This is a genomic window from Ktedonobacter sp. SOSP1-52 (assembly GCF_016587395.1).
This window is the reverse complement of sequence record NZ_BNJH01000002.1, coordinates 1,440,009-1,460,098: the sequence shown is the minus strand read 5'-3', so window position 1 is coordinate 1,460,098 and position 20,090 is coordinate 1,440,009. Positions and strand designations below refer to the sequence as shown.

Below are 20,090 nucleotides of genomic sequence, written 5' to 3'. Positions count from 1 at the left end.
TCCATGCCAGCAGGGACCCTACAAGCCATTTAGGAAACAGGCCACTAAAAAGTATCTCAGGGAGAGGCAACATGAGAGCGAAAGGGAAGCGCATACTCGTTGTAGATGACGAAGAGCCTATACAAAGGGTGCTTCGGAAGAACTTGCTGGCCGGTGGGTATGATGTATTCGTGGCTGGAGACGGGCGAGAGGCGCTTGAGATGGTCAAACTGCACCAGCCGGACCTTATTCTTCTCGACTTGTGTATGCCTGGCGAGTTAGATGGCCTGGACGTATGTGTCGAGGTCCGTCATCGCGGGCAGAAGCCACCCATTATTGTCCTCTCCGCGATGAGCGAAGAGCGGCAAAAGGTGCGGGCGCTCGACCTGGGAGCCGATGATTACCTGACCAAGCCCTTTGGTAGCGAAGAGTTAATGGCGCGTGTACGAGCCTGCTTGCGTCGCTCGCAATCGGATGAAGGCGAGAAGACGCAGCAGGTGCCTGAGTTGCTCATCAGCGAGGATGGCTATCTCTACATGGACCTGGCACGGCGCCTGGTGAAGGCTGGCAACAACGAAGTTCGTCTAACTCCGACCGAGTTTGAACTCTTGAAACAATTGATGCTCTGTGCGGGTAAGGTCTTGACGCATCGTGCGCTTCTGCGCGCAGTCTGGGGACCTGAATATGGCGAAGAAGCCGATTACCTGCGCGTCTATGTACGGCAGTTGCGCTTAAAAGTAGAGGCGAAGCCCTCTCATCCGCGCTACATTATTACCGAGCCTGGGATTGGCTATGTCTTTCGGGGGCAGGTCGAGGTCCGCAACGCCTAAGCGGTTAAAATCCTTAATGCAATCTTAACGATTTCGGCCCAAAAACCTGTAGCAAGCTGAGCGCGTTTAGTATACACTGTAGGGTATTGGGAATGATATAAAGGGGAGAGTTGGCCGAAAGCGGATAATGTGTTACAGTGCCTTGACCAACGCACAGGGAGCGTACCTCGATCAACAGGGATATGTAAGGCCAGGCTTTCGGCTTGAAGGCGTACCGGGGATGCAGGGGAAGGTGGGAGTAATGAAGCTCCAGACCTGACGCATCAGGCTCCAGATCTGATGCATTATACAAAAAGACAAAAAGACGCTAATAATCTATTATTGAATGCTATTGCAAAACGCAACAATTACAGACGCAACTGCTTGTAAGGATCAAGAATGGGGCCTTACAAGCTAGTCGGCAAAGGAAACTAGGGACACATGGAGCAGCAAGACCGCATCATGGACGGAGACCTGCAAACGCTAGGACTCCAATCCATACTCAAAATGCTTGCGCTGAGTGAAAAGACGGGCAAGTTATTCGTATCATCTGGCTCGGATACGCTCTCGATCAGCCTGCGAAAGGGAAAGATCGTCGGGCTACACGAGGAAGGGGTACCACAACCAGATCTACTAGGCATGCTTTGCCTGATCAATAAACTTGATCCTCCTCGCGCCCAGGCAGTACATGAGATAGCTCGTGGCAATGTGCAAATGTCGTTGCAACTGCTCGTCGAGCGTGGATGGATGCCCGCCAGCGAGATGCAGCGTCGACTGGAATTTGCCGTGACGCAGTCGATTAGTCACGCGATGCGCTGGGTCAATGGGCGCTTCTCGTTTCATCGTCAACTTCTGCCAATGGATACAGCCATGCAGCCTCTGGATGTCGATTCCATCTTACTGGAGGCACTACGCCAGGCCGATGAGTGGGAGACGATTGTCTCTGAGAGTGTGACTCAACTTACCCGTACCACGGTTGCTCGCTGGTCGCCCGAGGTCAAGCGTGACCTGCGCAGCCTGGGCCTGGGCCAGGAGTCGATTGAGATTCTCTGTCTCTGCAATGGAGAAATTCCTTTACAGGCCATTGCTTTTGTCGAGATGATGCCAGAGGCCAGGGTGGTGCAGAGTATGATGCAGCTCCTGGAACTGCACCTGATCGAAGTCGTCGACACAGCCCTGGAAAACGACCTCCAACGCGACCTCTCGAACATCATTATTCGCTGCCAGACAACGCTCCAGCGTTACCGCGAGGTAACGAACGTCGAACAGCTCCTGTTAAGCCTCATTAAAGCGCTCTGTGACTGCGTGAACGAATTATTTGTGCATCATGGCAGCTTCGCGCGTAGCCTGCGTGGGCGAGGACAGTTGCAACAGGTCGAGATCATGCGCTTTATCGAGCGCCGCTTTGTGCCACAGCTCCATGATCTGGCCAGGCGCCAGTTCCCCATCCTTGAGACCGCGACCTTCGTCAGTGGACAACTTGATTGTAGTGATATACTTACCCTCAATAAAGTCGTCAAGGGCGAGCAACTGGAAGAGTTTTATGGCGAGGCGGTCCTGGGCCTCTCAGCCTTCCTGCGCATGGTCTTTGATGCGCTGGTCAAAGATGAGGTAGGCAACTCCCATATGGGACGGCAGATCGCCATGGCCTGGCGTGTCCTTCTCTCCGAGATCGACGCCGAAATCCAAAAGTACCAGTTCTATCGCGCGCAAAAGAATGTTCAACGGACCAGGGGCCAGCAGGTACAGCAGATGCAGCCGGGTGCTCCGTTTGGTATTATCCAGGATAACCGTGTGGCGCAGAACGAGGGAGAGTTCTGGTCACCAGAAACGCAAAGGAGGACCATTTGATGGCAGCGGATCAACCTACAGTACTGGTGGTGGATGACAGTCCAACAGTGCGCAAGATTGTGCAGATGACATTGCAGAGGGAGAACATTCGCGTGATTACCGCGAGTGATGGCCTGAGTGCTCTGACCTCGGTTGCAGACGAGATGCCAGCCGTAATTCTGCTCGATATCCAGCTTCCTCGTATGGATGGGTACCATATTTGCCAGATTATACGTAAAAGCTTGCAGTTTCGCCAAATTCCAATTATTATGCTCAGTGGGAAAGACGGTTTGTTCGACAAAATGCGAGGCCGCCTGGCAGGTTCGACTGAATACCTGACCAAGCCTTTCGACTCCGCCGAACTGGTGCAGACAGTTAAAAAGCACCTGGTGAACTGGGAGGAACGTATGCCCGCCCGCCAGGAGCAGATGCGCCCACGCACGAGATACCGTCGAGGCTGATAATACCAGTAGATATCTGTGTTTAGTTTTACCGATCTTTGCTCATCTTGAACTCATCAGGTAAAGGCAAACACGGTATTATAGCCTTAAACTCCCATCACACTGGTATGGTATGTTTAGGAAAGGTTATAATAGGATGCCTGGGCAGAAAGTACTCGTTGTGGATGATAGTTGGACAGAGTTGACGATGATTGTGGCACCATTGCGCAATAGCGGCTTTGAAGTAGTGACGGCGGTAGATGGTGACGAGGCCTTCGAGAAGGTATTCAAAGAGCGCCCGCAATGCATCGTTCTGGATGTAGTGCTCCCAAAGCAGAATGGGTTCCAGGTTTGCCGAAAGCTCAAAAGTATGGAGGTAAGCCGACACATTCCGATCATCCTGCTAACGAGCAAGAATACGCCGTTAGATCGGTCGTGGGGCTTGCGGCAAGGCGCAGATATGTACCTCACGAAACCATTCAAGGAAGAAGAGCTGGTTGCGAGCGTGCGCCGTCTCGTCTAGAGACGGGTGCATTGAGAAGAGCAAAATCGGAAGAGCTTGAAACGAAAAGATGACATGAGCGCTACTCTGTGCTTTTTGTCACACGGGGAGTGGTTTAGTGTCCAGCGATAAGCAAAATTTGTTACAACGCGATAGGCTTGCTGCCATTCAACAATTACGTGAGCGCATGGTTTCAGCGACCTCCATGCAGGCCGCAACTGGTATGCCCGGAACGGAAAGCGCCCCTACGGTTGTTGGTGAGCAATATCTGGTCTTCTCTATCGAGAACTTTGAGTTCGCTGTGAAGGCTGGTCAGGTACAAGGTGTGGAGCGCCTCGGCGAACTTACTCCTGTGCCCAATGTCGCGGTGTGGGTAAAGGGCGTGATGAACTTGCGTGGCTCAATTATTTCTGTAGTTGATTTACGCCAGTTTCTCGAGCTAGGGGTATCATCGCCTACCGCCCGCACGCGTCTGTTGTCGTTGCAGGAAAATGACATGGTAATTAGTTTCATTGTTGATAGTGTGAGCGAGATGCTTCCCATCCCTGATACGGCTATTCTCAATGGAAATATGCGCCAGGCTACTCTTCCCCATTGGGCAGCCCCCTATGCTGCTGGGTGTGCGTTGTTGTCGAATCGCGTGCTGGTTTTACTGGATGTGGCACGCCTACTCTTCTCCGAAAAAATGCAGCGCTATGAAGCCATAGGCTAACGGGTCCATGGTGTCCAGCTTGAGGTCGATCGTAAATTTCTAGGAGGTCTGGCGGATGAATCCTGATCGCAACAAGGGGTCTGTCGACGGTATCATGCAGTGGAGTATAGTCAGTTCACTGCTTGTCACGTTGCTGGCCTTCGTGGTCTTAATCATAGTATCTCTACAACAAACAAACGGCGGCTCTCTGTTTGGCTGGATCATTGGGGTTGCCATTGTTGTGTTGCTCACTATCGGCGTTATTAATTATTTAATGCAGAGACGTATTAAAGATCGTGTGCAATCCCTAGTAGAAGTCTGTCGCGAATATGCGAATGGAGATCGCAGCGCGCGCGTGGCGGTCAGCGGGGATGACGACTTTGCTGTCCTGGCGATGTCCATTAATTCCTTGCTTGAGCAGCCCGGCATGGGCGGCAATGCCAGCCTGGGAAGCGCCGGTAGCGATGCTGCGGCCCTACAGGCACAGATTGAGAAGCTGCTGCAAGAGGTAAGCGCAGTTGGTGATGGTGATCTTCGCGTACAAGCTGAGGTAACTCCAGATACACTGGGGGTGTTGGCGGACTCATTTAACTATATGATCGAAGAGCTTGCGAAGGTCGTCGGACGTGTGCAGTCAACGGCGGTGCAGGTCACGAATGCGACCCGCCGTATTCTGGATCGCTCCAATGAACTGACCCAGGCCTCCGAGGCCCAGGAGGCGCAGATCTCGCAGACAACCGAGGCCGTTGAGGCCCTGGCCGTCTTCATTCAAAACGTCGCCAAAAACGCTCAGCAGAGCGTGGAGGTATCGCAGCAGGCGCTGCGTAACGCTACAGCCGGCCAACAGGCCGTGCGTCAGACGATTGAAGGTATGATGCTCATTCGTGAGAACGTGCAGGATACCGCGAAGAAAATTAAACGCCTGGGTGAGCGCTCCAACGAGATCGGCGAAATTGTGCGTATCATCGAAGATATCGCTGATCAGACAAACTTGCTGGCGCTGAACGCCGCTATTCAGTCTGCGATGGCTGGTGAGCATGGTCGCGGTTTCGCGGTCGTTGCCGATGAGATCCGCCTCCTGGCTGAGCGTTCGACCGAGTCAACCAAGCGTATCGCGACTCTGGTCAAGAGTATTCAGGGCGATACCTACGAAGCGGTTGTCGCTATGGAAGACAGCACACAAGAGGTTGTCAAAGGCTCACAGCTTGCGGATAATGTCGAACGTTCATTGAACTCTATCTACGCTGACGTTGAGCGCCAGGCGCAGATGATTGAGAACATCGCCCACGCCGCGAACGAGCAGACAACTGTCTCTGAGGCGGTGGCGGTGGCCATGGGTCGCATCTCTGAAATCACGCGTCAGACGGACGCCGGTACCCAGGAGGCCGCGGTCAGCGTGAGCTACCTGGCGGAACTGGCGGAACAACTGCGCGCATCGGTGTCAACCTTCCGCTTGCCTGAGCACGCCAATGAGGCCGCGGGTGGTTCCTTCCCCAGCATGTCTTCGCTCGCTGAATTGCCCTCGGGCAACGATGGCTTCGGTGTGCCCGGCCTCCCTGGTCCTGGTGGCGATATGGGTTGGGGCGATAACCAGGGCTTCCCTAATGCCTTCCCGCCTCTGCCTGAGCCGGACAACGACTCACTGATTGCGCTGGGCTCGCGCCCCGGTGCCAACGGCTTTAATAGTCAGCCTGACTTCGGCGATCCTATGGGTGGCTTTGGTCAGCCCGACCAGTTCGGCGGCTATAATAATAGTCAGCAAGGTTTTAACGGACAGCAGGGTTTTAACGGACAGCAAGGCTATAATAGTCAGCAAGGTTTTAACGGACAGCAGGGTTTTAACGGACAGCAAGGCTATAATAGTCAGCAAGGTTTTAACGGACAGCAGGGTTTTAACGGACAGCAAGGCTTTGGCGACTTCGGTGGTGGTATGGAGAACTCAGGAGGATTGAATAATGGCTTTGGGCGTCCTCAGACCTCACTGCCAGGCATTGGCGCCCCGAATTCGGGTGCCTTCCCAATGCCACCCAATACCCCTCCCGGGTCCTTCTCTCAGCCTGGTTTCCAGGGTCCTGCCTCACTACCCGGCTATCCGCAAGACCAGCCTAATGGGCAACAGCGGCAGCCACAACAGCCGCGCTGGTCATCAAGCGAGCAGAATCCCGACCAGTATCACTTCGGTCAGGATCAACCGCCCTTCCAGCGATAACGGCTACGTGCTTGTAGTGAAAAGCAATATATAGCAGATCAGTGTTAGGTGGCCTCTCCTCATGGGGAGTTCACCTAACGCTGCGATAGTTAAGTGGGTAAGCGCAACATGTCGAATACATTTGATAAACTATCCGTCCTTGATTCGTTTATCGAAGAGGTGAATAGCTATCTGCCAGAAATCGAGAAGAACCTGGAGAAACTGGCCCTTTCACCAAACGACATGGATGCCCTTGAAGAAACATACCGGCGAACGCACACAATCGGTGGCTCCGCTTCCATGATGGACTTCCCGGGTCTGGCTCATGTCGCTCATGGAATGGAAGATATCTTAGGTGATGCTTTAGATGGTTTAACGACACTCGATGAGCCTACGCTAGGTCTACTGCATCGTTCGTTAGGTCGGTTGCATCAACTCTTAGAGGGTATCCGTAACGGGATTGATGAGGATGCGATTATTGCGGAGGATGATGCGGACTATGCGCGCTATCGAGCCATGGTGGATGCCTCAAGCGAGGTTCCCACACCACAGGCGACGGGCGCTCATAAGTTCTCGCTAGAGGAGATGGCGCCGTTTACGACGACATCCCAGAGCTACGATCCGGGATACCAAGCGTTTGGTATTCCTGTGCCGCCGACAACTCCAAGTGCGGCCCCCATGCCATCTTTTGATGAAGTGTTGGAGTCATTCCGCACTCCCAGTACTTCGTCCAATGATGATCTTGCGTGGCCAGAGGCGTTCTCCTCGCCCGCACAACCTGTAGAGCCTGCTCCGGCTCCTCAACCGCCTGCCCCGCTCTTTACACCCCCAGCGCAGGGGCAGCCTACCTCGTCGTCGTCTTCTTCATCCAGTGCTCTGGAAGAGCTGATGGCCTCGATGCGTTCAATGCCGCCTATACCGCCGCAGACACCCTTCGCGGTTCCTCCCCCCTCCTATGAAGAGTCACAACGATCTCAGCCCGTAGAGGAGGAGACGCCAGGCGCGCCAGAGGCTTACACTTCGTGGCAGTCAGGCATGAGTGGTGTGGCAAGCAATGAGGATGTGGTACAGCCCAATCTCTCGGATCTGGCAAACTTTGCGCAGATCGAGGTTGAGCAGTGGCCCCTGGTACCAGAGCAGTCGACGCCCGCCAACTCGGCCACGCCAACGTTCCAGGCTGAAGAGTTGCCCATCCATTATGCATCACCCACGCCTGAGCCGGCGCCCGCGCAGCTTGAACCACAATATACTCAGCAATACCCGCCTTTCGTTCCTGAATCACAGATACCGCAGCCTGCTTCCCTGTCCCTGGCTCACGCTGGTTCGCTGCCACAGAGCTATGAGCAAGCGCAACGCGAGGCACAGAATCTCCTTTCCCAGGTTGCTTCGCTACAGGAGGTCATCGCCCAGCTACGCGACTCCATTGAGATTATCGAGGAGCAGCGCAAGGAGTTCCGTGGCTTCCTGGATGGCTCTAAGGATGCGCTTGATCGCATGGAGGATTGGGCCGGGCGCGCCATGGGTCTAAACCTGCGCAATAGTCCTGAGCAGGTGCGGCGCTATCTCCCACTGTCGGTAATGTGGGTCTCTAATAGCAAGCTGAAGAAGGTGCTGGAGCGTCTGAAACATATCTCGGGTGGTGTTGAGACCACCGATGAGCAGGTTCAGGGTACCATTTCACAACTGCAAGCCTCGATAGAGTCCTGTGGGTTGGCCTTCCAGCAGTTGCAGGTGCGCTTCCAGCAGGCCCAGAACGCGCCAGTCTTCAAGCAAGATGCCGGCTGGACCCCCTGGGAGATGCAGAACAATGCTCAGCCGGAGACGGTACGCGAGCGCGTTGTCTTCGAGCGCCAGGGCGATATGCAAGCCTTGCGAGCTGAGATCGCGGCCCAGGTGCGTGAGGAGCTTGAACACGAGATCCGCGAGGAGATGCGTCGCGAGTATGAGAGCAAGGCGCCCCAGCCTTCCGTGAGTGGCTCTCAGGCGAACGCGTTCCCGCGAGCAAACGAGTCCATTCCGGACCTTGAGCATCGCCTACGCAACGAGATCGAGATCCAGGTGCGCCAGGAGTTCCTGAGCCAGATTTCAACCATGGAACCATCCGCCCTGGGTGGCGCCCCTGAAGCTGCCGCCCGCGAGGCTCAGGCCTCGTCTCCGGCAAACTTTCAGGATCGGGCACGTCAATCGCTGGGAGGCGAGGTCACGATGCCCTCAAGGTCCCAGCCTACGGTGCCACCACAGCCGCAGCCCTCGCGCTCGGCCCCCGCACCCAAGCCTGCTCCTCCAGCGCCCGCGCCAGCTCAGTCCTTTGGAGCTGAGTTCGCCGATGAGGCAGCGGAGATCTTCCGCATGGAGGCTGAAGAGCATCTCCAGAGTATCAGTGTCCACGTGGCAGCCCTGGAGAATGATCCCAATAACAGCGAATTGATCCAGGGTATTCGCCGTGCCATGCATACGCTTAAGGGCGCGGCCGGCATGATGGGCTTCCGCGCCATTGCCGATCTCTCACATGCCTCTGAGGATCTACTGGATAGCATTATGGAGGGGACCACACAGATCACGTCGAACGTGGTTAGCGTGATCCTGGATACCGCCGAGACGCTGGATAGCATGGTCTCCCACCTGGATGCATCGCTTAGCTCTGATGAGACGCGAGCGCAGTCACTACGGGCGCGTTACTCCGAGCTTCTGGGTGGACACACCCCTTCGACGGCTATAGAGGAAGATCTGAGCGAGTACGAGGATCAGCCGGCGAGCGATGTCGCCTTCTCCTCCAGCGTGGTGGGCGAGGAAGAGCCCATCACTGGCGAGCTTGGCTCGACACGTACGGCGCGTAGCGACCTGAACGTGCGTGTACGCCTGCAAAAACTGGATGAACTGGTCAATCTCTTCGGCGAGCTGCTGGTCAACCGTAGCGTGCTGGAAGAGCGCATTCAGCGTCTGATGCGCCTGGTCGCGGACGTAGGTGTCAGTAGCAATCGCCTGCAAGATGTCGGCCAGAAACTGGAGTCGCGCTTTGAGGCTGCAACTCTGCCTAGCGGTCGTAAACTTGAGGTTTCCAACAGCGAGGGTGAGCAGGGCCTGGTGCTGGTGAATAACGGCATGCAGCGTGTGCCTTCGCACCTGGCAGAGTTCGACGAACTGGAGCTGGACCGCTACACCGAGTTCCATCAGCTCACACGCGGTCTGAGCGAAGGCATCTCCGATATGTCAACGCTGAGCACGGAGATGGAGGGCGTCATTCGTGAGTGTGAAAACGTCTTCGCGCGTGAGAATCGCCTGAGCACAACCTTCCAGGATAGGCTGATGAAGGTGCGCCTGGTCCCTTTGGCGACGATGGCCCCGCGCCTCTATAGAGCGGCGCGCGCGGTCGCCCTCAAACAGGGGAAAGATTTCCAGTTCCTGCTCGAAGGCGAGGAGACCGAGGTAGATCGTACAGTGTTCGAAGAGATCTCTGGTCCCCTGCTGCACCTGATGCGTAACGCCGTCAACCATGCCCTGGATCGCCCGGAGGTACGCCAGCAGAAAGGCAAAGCCCCCACGGGTATGATCAAGCTCTCCGCGGGCTACGAGGGTAACCAGGTTGTGATTACGGTGCGCGATGATGGTAAGGGTCTTGATCCAGACATCATTCGCCAGACGGCGATTGAGCGCGGCCTGATCCGCCCTGGCCAGCCTCTGAGTGAGGGTGATGTCATTGACCTGATCTTCCGTCCCGGCTTCTCAACGGCCCAGGTCCTGAGCGAGGAGAGCGGTCGTGGCGTTGGCCTTGACGTGGTACGCGATAGTGTGTCACGCCTGCGGGGAACGCTGGAGGTTGAGTCGGCGCCGGGACAGGGCACAGCCTTTACCATGAAGTTCCCGACCAGCCTGGCCATTCAGAACGCGATGATGGTGCGCGTGGCGAACCAGCAGTTCGCGATTCCGACCCTGGTGGTGGAGTCGATTGGACGCCTGGATAGCTTTAAGCGCTCCATGCTTGGCAATCAGCCAGCCGTCTTGATCCGCAACGAGCTTTATCCGTTGCATCTGCTCTCGCAGTATCTCTCGCTGCCAGCCAGCTCGATTGATGATCGCGCACAGTTGCTGATCGTCAATGCTGGCGGTCATCGCATGGCCTTGATTGTCGACGAGATCAAGGGACGCTACGATATCGTGATGAAGAACCTGGGGCCGCACCTGCGCCAGGTTCATGGTATCGCGGGCGCGACAGTCCTTGGTAACGGCCAGGTCGTGCTGATCCTGGAAATGAACAACCTGTTCACCGCCCGCGTCAGGACGGCGAACCCATCGCCTGTTACCAGCAGGCAGACTGCCGCGCAACAGCCCCAGGCTATGGCGGCAACGGTACGTCAGAGTGTCGATCTGCCGAAGCCGGGACGTGCCACGACATCGATGATGCAACCAGTTGGTCCGGTGAGTAGCGCGTCGGCTGAACGTGGCAAGCATATCCTGGTCGTGGATGATAGTCCCAGCGTGCGCCGCGTCGTCGGTAACATGTTGAAGCAGCATAACTGGGAAATACAGGTGGCCCGCGATGGCGTCGAAGCTTTGGAGATGATCTCCCAGGAGACACCGGCTGCGGTCCTGCTGGATATCGAGATGCCCCGCATGGATGGGTATGAGTTGATCGCGACGGTACGCGCGCAGGAGCAATACCGCACGCTACCACTGGTGGTGCTGACCTCCCGCGCCGCCACAAAACACCAGCAGCGTGCGATGCAGCTTGGTGCGAGCGCCTACGTGATCAAGCCATACCAGGACGAAGATTTGTTGAATACGCTCAATACGCTGGTCTACGGCGCGCCCGTCAGGTAGGGACCAGCTTTAGCGCGTCCGAAGGCGATTAATCACCTGTAGGCGCAGCCTAAAACACTCTGTGGCTGTATGTCGCGTTAGGGATTGCCTGTTGCTCACAAGAGGCTTTGGCTTGCGCCGAACTGCCATACATGGCGTTCGGACGCGCTAAAGCTGGTCCCTACCGGGAGGTATGCGCTCCAAGTGATAAAGCAATGTTCGAGAGGAGTGTTACGATGGGGGTCGAACGATCCGTCACTCGTTGGTATGTTGAGCGCCAGATGCTGCTGAGTGAGATCTCAGCGCTAGAAGCAAAGCTGACGCCCGACACCAGCAAGAAAGCGAGCGCGAACACAGAGAGCGCGACGCCGTCCCAGGCGGACGAGGTCGCGCAGCAGGTCTCCCAGGCGCAGCAGAAACTGCATCTCCTGGGTCCCTGTCCTAAACCCATGATGGGTTAAACAGTATGGCTGCCAGCCAGAGCGACCACCTTTTCAGCGATGCGCTGGCCCATCTCTTTCGTACCCAGGATCTCTTTACCTTCTTCGCGTAGATCCTCCGTACGATACCCCGCCTGAATGCACTGCTCCACCGCGGCCTCAATGGTCGCGGCTTCTTCTTTTAGTCCCAGTGAATGGCGTAGCAACATGGCCGCCGTGAGGATGGCCGCGATCGGGTTGGCCTTGTTCTGGCCCGCGATATCAGGCGCGGAGCCGTGAATAGGCTCATAGAGGCCAAAGATGCCGTGCTCAGTCCGGCGTGTGCCCAGGCTGGCAGAGGGGAGCATACCCATTGACCCGGCGAGCATGGAGGCCTCATCCGTCAGGATATCGCCAAAGAGGTTCTCGGTCACGATCACGTCGAAGCTGGCGGGCCGGCGAATCAGGTGCATGGCGCAGGCGTCGACCAGCAGGTGCTCAAAGGCGACGTCCGGGTAGTCCTTGCTCACCCGCTCAGCCACGCGCCGCCAGAGGACAGACGAGCTGAGAACGTTGGCCTTATCGACCGAGGTGACCTTCTTGCGCCGCTCGCGCGCCAGGTCAAAGGCCACGCGCACAATGCGTTCGATCTCGGCCTCGGTGTAAAGCAGGGTATCAATGGCCTCGTAGCCCTGGGGGGTCTCGCGGATCTCGCTGGGCTTGCCAGGAACGCCTGGCTCCAGGTGCCCATAGTAGAGGCCCCCGGTCAGCTCGCGAACCACGATCAGATCAACGCCCTGGAGAATCTCGGGCTTAATGGATGAGGCATCGAGCATGGCGGGCGAGGGGCGGACTGGGCGCAGGTTGGCGAAGAACTGAAGTCCCTTGCGCAGGCGGAAGAGCGCCTCCTCGGGTTTGACCGCCGCGCCGGGTTGAGCGCCACCAACCGCGCCAAAGAGAATGGCATCGCTACCCTGGCAGACGGCCAGAGTTTCATCAGAGATGGCCTTGCCCTCGGCCTCAATGGCGGCCAGGCCTACCAGGCCATACTGGAAATGAAAGCTATGGCCATATTGCTGGGCGATAGCCTGTAAAACGTGAACAGCCTGCTCAGTCACTTCGGGACCAATGCCGTCACCGGGCAGGACTGCGATAGAGTAAGTTCCTTGCGTTCCCAAAATAAAACTCCTTTATGCTTTCGTTGTTACCTGTAATCTTAACCCATGACCCCTGCGTGTAACAAGTATGCATTCCGGTATGCATGGGGTGCGGATGATAGCCCAACGCACGTGTCGTATCCCACCGAGTCAGGTGTGTCAGGCGGCGGTCGGGCTAAGCCCGACCGCCGCCTGACACACTCTTTACCCCTGGGTGCTGCAGGCGCGAAGAGGCGTTAAGGGCGTACAAAAGGGGGAAAGAGGCAGCGCGAAGCTGTGGCACCGCTCGACCGGACGTGCTATAATAGGGGGCAAGGTGGAATGTACAAACAAGCAAAACTGTACAAGATAACCCCCGTAATTATCTCTTGCCCTGCCAAATCTAAACCGAGCAATAGGTGCTGCTAAGCCTTTGCATTAGGAGTTCTATACGTTATGAGCAGCAATTTTAGTGACAATGGGAACGGCCCTGAGGGTGGTCTGCGGCGTAAGCCAATTCCACTGTCAATGGCCTCTGGTCCCCATGAATATACCCCTGGCGACCAGGAGTTACCCGTTCAGCTGACGAGCCTGGCCGATATGTTGCAATGGGCGCAAAACTGGGCACGCTCAAAGTCTGTCTGGCCGTTGGGATATGGCCTGGCGTGTTGTGCGATTGAGATGATCGCCTCTGCCTCTGCCCCCCAGTATGACCTCTCGCGTTTCGGTTCTGAGGTCTTTCGTTCCAGCCCAAGACAGGCCGACCTGATGGTCGTCGCGGGTACGGTATCGATTAAAATGGGCCCCCGCCTGCGCTTGCTGTACGAGCAGATGCCTGAACCGAAATGGGTGATCAGCCTGGGACAGTGTGCCAACTCTGGCGGTGAGTTCTATGATAGCTACTATACCGTTCAGGGTGTGGACACGATTGTGCCAGTTGATGTGTATATTCCTGGTTGCCCTCCTCGCCCCGAAGCGCTGATCGAGGGCCTGCTGAAGCTGCGCGAGAAGATTGCGAAACAGGGCCTCAAAGTGCGTGGTGAGAAGGAGATTGAGGTATAGCGTATGCGTGGTATCCTTGAAGGGATGAGCCTGACCTTTAGTCATATGTTTCGCCCAAAGGTCACGCGTCTCTATCCATATGAGAAGCCGAAGCTGCCACCCCGCAGCCGTGGCTTGATCCAATTGATTGCGCAAGAGGGCCTCAAGACAGAGTTTAACCTGAAGTGTGAAGCCTGCCTGTTGTGTGAGAAGGCCTGTCCTCCGCGCGCGATCACCATTGAGTACGAGCCGATGTACGAGTGGAGGGAACGCCCCTGGTATAAATCGTACATCCGCGATGGCGCTGAGAAGTTCACCCCGCGTAAGCTGGGGACCGCCTCCGGCTCGCCCAAAGCCGGATTCTACAAGACGCGTATCTCCGAGTACGCCGTAGACTACTTCAATAAGCCCGTTGCCCCCTGCGTGACCACCCCAGTCAAAGACGAACTGGAGCCGCAGATCGACCTGAGTCAGGTGGACGCTTTGATCGAACAGTGGCCCTATGACGCGGCCTCGCTCCCTGGCCTGCTAGATGCAATCATGGATATGTATGGCTATCTTCCATTGCAGGCGGCCAAGCGTGTGGTCCAGGCGCGTGGTGTTGATCTGAGCGACGTGTTCGGTATCGCCACCATGAGTCCGAAGTTTAAGCCCGCACCCGCGGTCAAAGGCATTACGCGCGACGATCAGCCAGAACGAGGATGGGCGCCCGATAAGCGTGGTGTGTGGGGAAATATCCATCATGTGAGGCAGCCAAATGCCTGAGAAGAAAAACATAAATCGTCTCTTGAGGCAGCAGGATGACCGCGATGTACGCGGGCTTGCTGCCTATCGTAGTGCCGGCGGCTATAGCGCGCTCGAGAGTGCGCTACGCCAGAACACGCCCAACCAGATTATCCAGCAGGTGACGGATGCCAAGCTGCGTGGTCGTGGTGGTGCTGGTCGCCTGACCGGCGAGAAATGGCGCGTCGTGCGTTCAACCGACGACGACCAGAAGTATGTTATTTGTAATGCCTATGATGCCGATAGCCGCTCTCTAGCGGCCCGCCTCTTGCTGGAGTACAATCCACACCAGGTCATCGAGGGCATCATCCTGGCAGCCTACGCGGTAGGTGCGTCTGAGGCGTATCTCTTTACGCGCAGCCTGTACAAAGAAGGCATTCAGACGGTGCAGACCGCGTTGCAGGAAGCGGTCGAGGCCAACCTGGTTGGACGTGATATCCTGGGGACCGACTTTAGCTGCTCCATCTCAGTGGTCGCGGTAGACCTTGGCTTTATCGGTGGCGAGGAGACGGTGCAAATCGCCGCCATCAAGGGACGCCGTGGTATGCCTGAGCAGCGCCCACCCTTCCCAGCCCAGTACGGTCTGTGGGATAAACCAACGGCGATCAATAGTGTGGAGACGCTGGCTAACGTGCCCGTAATTGTGCGTGAAGGCCCGGGCGCATTCGCCCAGACCGGCACGAGCATTACTGGCGGCAGCAAGATCCTGACGGTCTATGGCGCGGGTGCCGAGAGCGAGCCACGTGTGATCGAGGTTCCCTTTGGAACCACCATTCGCGATATCCTGACGCGCGCCGGAATCAATGCGAGCGCCGATGATATCCGTGGCGTGGTGGTCGGTGGTGCCGAAGGTGGAGCCCTGCCTCCTTCTCTACTGGATACGATCTTTGATTACGATCCCATTGAAGAGGCCGGTGCGATAGTTGGCTCTGGCGTGATTGAGGTCCTGCCCGTCGACACCTGCATGGTGGCATGGGCAATGGAGCGGAGCCGCTATCTGAGCAAAGAGTCTTGTGGAAAGTGCGTTCCCTGTCGTCTGGGTGTGAAGCGCATTACAGGAATTCTTGAGGGTGTCGTAAGCGATCTGGGCGTCAATGGCGACCTGGATGTGCTCGATGAGTTTGCGCAGTATGTCCCCAATGGCTCACTCTGTGGCTTTGGTGTACAGGCAACCAACCCCTTGAAGACCGCGAAGCGTTACTGGCCGGAACACTTCACCATGCATGTGCAGGAGTTGCAGTGTCCGACCGGAAAATGCGCGCCAGTGCGCTCTCATCGTTTCGTGACGAAGCACGTTTTGCCGTAGTCAGCGATGCGAAGAGGATAAGTATTCATGGCAATTACAATTAGAGATAATTTTTCTGTCAGCACTCGGGAGCAGACACCTCTCGTTCGTAACGAGGTTGGCCATCCTAGTTTTACCCTGACCATTGATGGCAAGGTCATGCAGGCTTACGAAGGCCAGACCATCCTGAGTGTGGCGGTTGATAATGGGATTGAAGATATCCCTAATCTGTGTAATGATGAGAAGCTAGAGCCAACCTCGGCCTGCCGCATGTGCCTGGTGCACATTGATGGCGTCGACCGGCCTCTGCCCTCATGTAACACGCCTGCTCAGCCCGGCATGACGGTGACGACGAACTCGGATGAGCTCTTCCACATTCGCCGCACCAACCTGGAGATGATGCTCTCCGACCACAATGCCTACTGTCAGCCTCCCTGCCAGGTCGAGTGCCCAACTCACATCGATATCCCTGGCTACCTGGAGCTGATCGCGCAGGGCTCGATGAAAGAGGCCGCACGCCTGGTTAAAGAGGTGCTGCCTTTCCCCTATATCCTGGGCCTGGTCTGCCCGGCTCCCTGTCAGAAGGGCTGCCGCCGCGCGCTGGTCGAGGAAGAGATCGCTATCTGCCGCATGCATGGTCATGCTGCTGAGACCTGCCTGCTTGATCCTCCCGTGCCCTACGAGAAGGATCCAGCCACTGGCAAGAAGGTCGCGGTCATCGGTGCTGGCCCGGCTGGTATGGCCTGTGCCTACTACCTGGCCCTGCGCGGTCACCAAGTCAAGATCTTCGACAAGCAGCCACAGGCTGGTGGTATGTTGCGTTATGGCATTCCTGAATATCGCTTGCAGAAGGATATGATGGATCGCGAGCTACAGCATGTACTCGACCTGGGTGCCGAGATCCAGTTTAATGTTGAGCTTGGCAAAGACTTCACGGTAGATGACCTCTTCGCCCTGGGCTACGACGCCATCTACCTGGCGATCGGTGCCTGGACCAGTAATCCGCTGAAGATCGAGGGTGAGGATGCCGAGGGCGTGGTTAACGCTATCGCCTTCCTGGGTGAAAAGGTCGAGGGTAAGTTCGTTCCCGTACGGGAGAACGACGAGGTCGTCGTCATCGGTGGTGGTTTCACCGCCTTCGACTGTACCCGTACCTCGCTGCGCCTGGGCGCGAAGGTCCACACCATGTACCGCCGCGGTCGTAGTGAGATGGGCGCGACTGAAGAGGAGGTTGAGGATGGTGAGGCCGAGGGTACGCATCTGCAGCTCTATGTGAGCCAGACGCGCATCATCACCGAGAATGGCAAGGTCAAGGGCGTGGAGTTCCAGCGTAACAAGCTGGGCGAACCAGACGCCAGTGGCCGCCGCCGCCCGGTTCCCGTCCCCGGCTCCGAGTTCATCGTTGGTTGTAACACGGTCGTCCCGGCCATCGGTCAGAAGCCTGATGAGCGCGTGCTTGACTCCAAGTCGGGTGTGAAGTGGACCAAGTGGAGCACGATCCAGACCAACCCCCATAACTTCATGACGGATCGCCACGGCGTCTTCGCCGGTGGTGACTGTCAGATGGGCGCTAAGACCGTCATTGAGTGTATCGCTCAGGGCAAACTGGGTGCGCGCTCAATGCATGCCTTCCTGATGGGTGAGGACATGGACGAGGTCTCCCGCCGCCTGGAGCTGGAGGAGCGCAAGCCTGACCTCTTCGACATCGTGCCCTACAAGCCGGTTGAGCCTAAGGTCAAGATGCCGATGCTCCCCTATGAGGAGCGCAAGCGCAATTTCAAGATTATTGAGTCTGGGTATGTGCAGGAGCAGGCCCAGCGCGAGGCTGCCCGCTGTCTCCAGTGTGCCTGTCCGGCTGCTGGCCAGTGCGACCTTCAGCGCTACAGTATCGAGCATGGCCTGGCCGACAACCGTTTCCATGACGGTGAGCCGACCGACTACCATGACTACGAGACTGATCTCTCGCACAGCTTCATCTTGCGCGATCCCAACAAGTGCATCAACTGTACGCAGTGTGTTCGCGTCTGCCACGACGTTATCGGCCCCGACTGCTACGGTATGTTTGGTAAGGGTTTTGATACCATCGTCTCGACCCCGTTCAATGTCAGCCTGCATGACACCGACTGCGTCTCCTGTGGCGCCTGTGTCCAGGTCTGCCCAACTGGTTCGCTGATGATGGCCGAGCGCCACCTGACACGCTACTCCTTCGCGCTGGACCGCTGTATCTTCTGCGGCGACTGCGTCGAGGTCTGCCCTCACGGTGCGTTGGGTGAGACCCCTAACTTCGAGCTCTCGTTCTTCAACCGCTTCGGTGAGGACGTGACCCTGGAGAAGCAAGACCTGGCCCAGGCTCCCAGCTACCTGGTCCGCCAGCGTCTGCCCCGCAGTAAGAAGAGCCTGCCCGTCATGAGCCCGCTGGTTCGCCCGCTGCCCGCCCGCGGCATCCGCGAATAAGAGAGTTTCTCAGGACGCAAAGACGCCAGAGGGCCGATTCCCCCTTGGGGGAATCGGCCCTCTGGCGTCTTTGCGTCCTGAGAAACAACCCATATATTTTGTAGAGTGAATTTCGTGTATCAGGTATCATATGTGGAAAGTGGTCATGGAGAGGTGAGGCAAGAGCAGGCATCCATTCGTGTATCATGGTAGGATAGAGAAAAATTGCCTGTCAGCCCGTTAGTGGTAGATGCTAGTAGCCGCGTACGCAAGTAGCGGGCCGCCAAAGTCGGAGAGGGTTACGATGGCGAAACAACGTGAGTTACGCTTCCCCAAAGGCTTTTTGTGGGGGACCGCCTCCTCGTCGCACCAGTGCGAGGGAGGCAATGTCAATAACCAGTGGTATCGCTGGGAGCAACAGGGTCACATCCTCAGTGGCGAGGAGTGTGGGCAGGCCGCCAACTGGTGGGAGAACGCCGAGCAGGATTTTGAGCTGGCGGAACAGATGGAGAATAACGCGCTACGCTTGAGCCTGGAGTGGAGCCGTATCGAGCCTCGCGAGGGAGTATGGGATGGCTCGGCGCTTGAGCGCTATCGCGAGATGCTTCAGGATCTGCGGCGCCGCAATATGACGCCCGTGGTGACGCTACACCACTTTACCGAGCCGCTCTGGTTCGCGGAGCGTGGCGGCTTCGCGCGTGGCGAGAATGTGCGCTACTTCCTGCGCTATATCAACTATGTGACACGGGCACTCAAGGACCTCTGCGACTTCTGGGTGACGCTGAATGAGCCAAACGTCTACGCGGTTCAGGGCTACCAGATGGGCGAGTTCCCGCCGGGTGAGCGCGATCTGCTGCGCGCCTTGCGTGTCCTGCATAACCTCATGCGCGCCCATGTAGAGGCCTTCTACGCCGTACGGCTGCACCAGCCTCAGGCGCGCATTGGCTACTGCCTGCATTACCGCCTCCTCGATCCTGCCTTCTTTCTCTCTCCACTCGATCACGCCGTGGCAGGCGTGCAGGACTCCTTCTTCAACTGGAACGCGCTCAAGCTCGCAGAGGAGGGCCGCTATGCCTTCCCCTGGAATTTGCTTACGCCAGGTATCCGGCGCGCGACAGGCGCACGCGACTATCATGGGGTCAACTACTATACCCGCGAACTGGTGAGCTTCGATCCAGGTGCGACGAGCGATGCCTTTGGCAGGCGCTCGATCCGCCCGGGCGCGGTCTGCAATGACGAGGGGCTGGATGGCCATTTCGGTGAGATCTATCCCGAGGGGATGTATCGCGTCCTGTACGAGGTCTACCGGCGCACGCGTGGCAATAAGCCGCTGTACATCAGCGAAAATGGCTTCTGCGATGCCCGCGATGATCGGCGACCAGCCGCGATTCTGGAGCACCTGGCGCAGGCGCATCGCGCCATTCAGGATGGCATCCCGGTGAAGGGCTACTTCTACTGGTCTCTGGTGGATAATTTTGAGTGGAATAATGGCTGGCATGTGCGCTTTGGCCTGATCGATCTGGACCCTCGAACGCAGCGGCGTACACCCCGGCGCAGCGCCAGCATGTTCGGTGAGATCTGTCGCGCCAACGCGATTACCGAGGAGATTGTGGCGCGTTACGCTCCCAAAGCCCTGGAGAGCATCTTTGGCCCTCGTGAAGCGCTACAACATTTGCATGTGTAGTTGCTTGATCTGTCAGATTTGATCCATGGAACATTTGTGCGTCCTTATACGTAGAATCTATATTCGGGTGTTG

General features: G+C 57.0%; 13 protein-coding genes and 1 pseudogene. 13 read left to right on the top strand and 1 reads right to left on the bottom strand.

Features of this window, described 5'->3' with window-relative positions; all coding sequences use genetic code 11:
* Positions 1 to 71: 71 nt before the first annotated feature.
* The 8 genes and pseudogenes from JMJ16_RS21740 to JMJ16_RS21705 all read left to right on the top strand — a co-directional run bounded on the left by JMJ16_RS21740 (position 72) and on the right by JMJ16_RS21705 (position 11,697).
* Positions 72 to 809, top strand: a complete 738-nt coding sequence (locus tag JMJ16_RS21740; protein WP_201384945.1) for a response regulator transcription factor — start codon at positions 72 to 74, stop codon at positions 807 to 809.
* Positions 810 to 1,229: 420 nt separating this feature from the next.
* Positions 1,230 to 2,639, top strand: a complete 1,410-nt coding sequence (locus JMJ16_RS21735; RefSeq protein WP_201383850.1) for a DUF4388 domain-containing protein — start codon at positions 1,230 to 1,232, stop codon at positions 2,637 to 2,639.
* Positions 2,639 to 3,007, top strand: a pseudogene (locus JMJ16_RS21730) (PleD family two-component system response regulator); the annotation flags it as partial. The gene JMJ16_RS21735 and the pseudogene JMJ16_RS21730, both read left to right, overlap by 1 nt.
* Positions 3,008 to 3,215: 208 nt before the next feature.
* A complete protein-coding gene (locus JMJ16_RS21725; RefSeq protein ID WP_201369053.1) occupies positions 3,216 to 3,581 on the top strand; it encodes a response regulator transcription factor in 366 nt (121 codons plus the stop codon).
* A gap of 97 nt (positions 3,582 to 3,678) precedes the next feature.
* Complete coding sequence (locus JMJ16_RS21720) at positions 3,679 to 4,272, top strand: chemotaxis protein CheW (RefSeq protein WP_201384942.1); 594 nt, start codon at positions 3,679 to 3,681, stop codon at positions 4,270 to 4,272.
* A 55-nt stretch (positions 4,273 to 4,327) separates the two neighbouring features.
* Positions 4,328 to 6,460 (top strand): methyl-accepting chemotaxis protein, encoded by a 2,133-nt coding sequence (locus tag JMJ16_RS21715; protein WP_201384940.1) that lies wholly within the window; start codon positions 4,328 to 4,330, stop codon positions 6,458 to 6,460.
* Between the two features lie 108 nt (positions 6,461 to 6,568).
* The gene (locus tag JMJ16_RS21710) at positions 6,569 to 11,257 is read left to right on the top strand and encodes a response regulator (protein ID WP_201384938.1); all 4,689 of its coding nucleotides are present in this window, start codon (positions 6,569 to 6,571) and stop codon (positions 11,255 to 11,257) included.
* 215 nt (positions 11,258 to 11,472) lie between these two features.
* Positions 11,473 to 11,697: a hypothetical protein gene (locus JMJ16_RS21705; RefSeq protein ID WP_201384936.1), complete on the top strand. Its 225-nt coding sequence runs from the start codon at positions 11,473 to 11,475 to the stop codon at positions 11,695 to 11,697.
* Here the strand turns inward: JMJ16_RS21705 and leuB are convergent.
* Positions 11,694 to 12,833, bottom strand: a complete 1,140-nt coding sequence (gene leuB / locus JMJ16_RS21700; RefSeq protein ID WP_201384935.1) for a 3-isopropylmalate dehydrogenase — start codon at positions 12,831 to 12,833, stop codon at positions 11,694 to 11,696. The genes JMJ16_RS21705 and leuB overlap by 4 nt on opposite strands.
* A 558-nt stretch (positions 12,834 to 13,391) precedes the next feature.
* Here leuB and JMJ16_RS21695 point away from each other — a divergent pair.
* The 5 genes from JMJ16_RS21695 (at position 13,392) to JMJ16_RS21675 (ending at position 20,017) form a co-directional block, all read left to right on the top strand.
* Positions 13,392 to 13,853, top strand: a complete 462-nt coding sequence (locus JMJ16_RS21695) for an NADH-quinone oxidoreductase subunit B family protein (protein WP_201372311.1) — start codon at positions 13,392 to 13,394, stop codon at positions 13,851 to 13,853.
* Between the two features lie 3 nt (positions 13,854 to 13,856).
* The gene (locus JMJ16_RS21690; protein WP_201384933.1) at positions 13,857 to 14,597 is read left to right on the top strand and encodes a hypothetical protein; all 741 of its coding nucleotides are present in this window, start codon (positions 13,857 to 13,859) and stop codon (positions 14,595 to 14,597) included.
* Positions 14,590 to 15,921 carry an NADH-quinone oxidoreductase subunit F gene (locus JMJ16_RS21685; RefSeq protein ID WP_201383864.1) on the top strand — a complete coding sequence of 444 codons (1,332 nt, stop codon included), beginning with the start codon at positions 14,590 to 14,592 and terminating at the stop codon, positions 15,919 to 15,921. Before JMJ16_RS21690 ends, JMJ16_RS21685 begins: the two co-directional genes overlap by 8 nt.
* 27 nt (positions 15,922 to 15,948) lie before the next feature.
* The gene (locus JMJ16_RS21680; protein ID WP_201384931.1) at positions 15,949 to 18,354 is read left to right on the top strand and encodes an FAD-dependent oxidoreductase; all 2,406 of its coding nucleotides are present in this window, start codon (positions 15,949 to 15,951) and stop codon (positions 18,352 to 18,354) included.
* A 283-nt stretch (positions 18,355 to 18,637) separates the two neighbouring features.
* Positions 18,638 to 20,017 carry a glycoside hydrolase family 1 protein gene (locus JMJ16_RS21675; protein ID WP_201384928.1) on the top strand — a complete coding sequence of 460 codons (1,380 nt, stop codon included), beginning with the start codon at positions 18,638 to 18,640 and terminating at the stop codon, positions 20,015 to 20,017.
* Positions 20,018 to 20,090 lie beyond the last annotated feature (73 nt).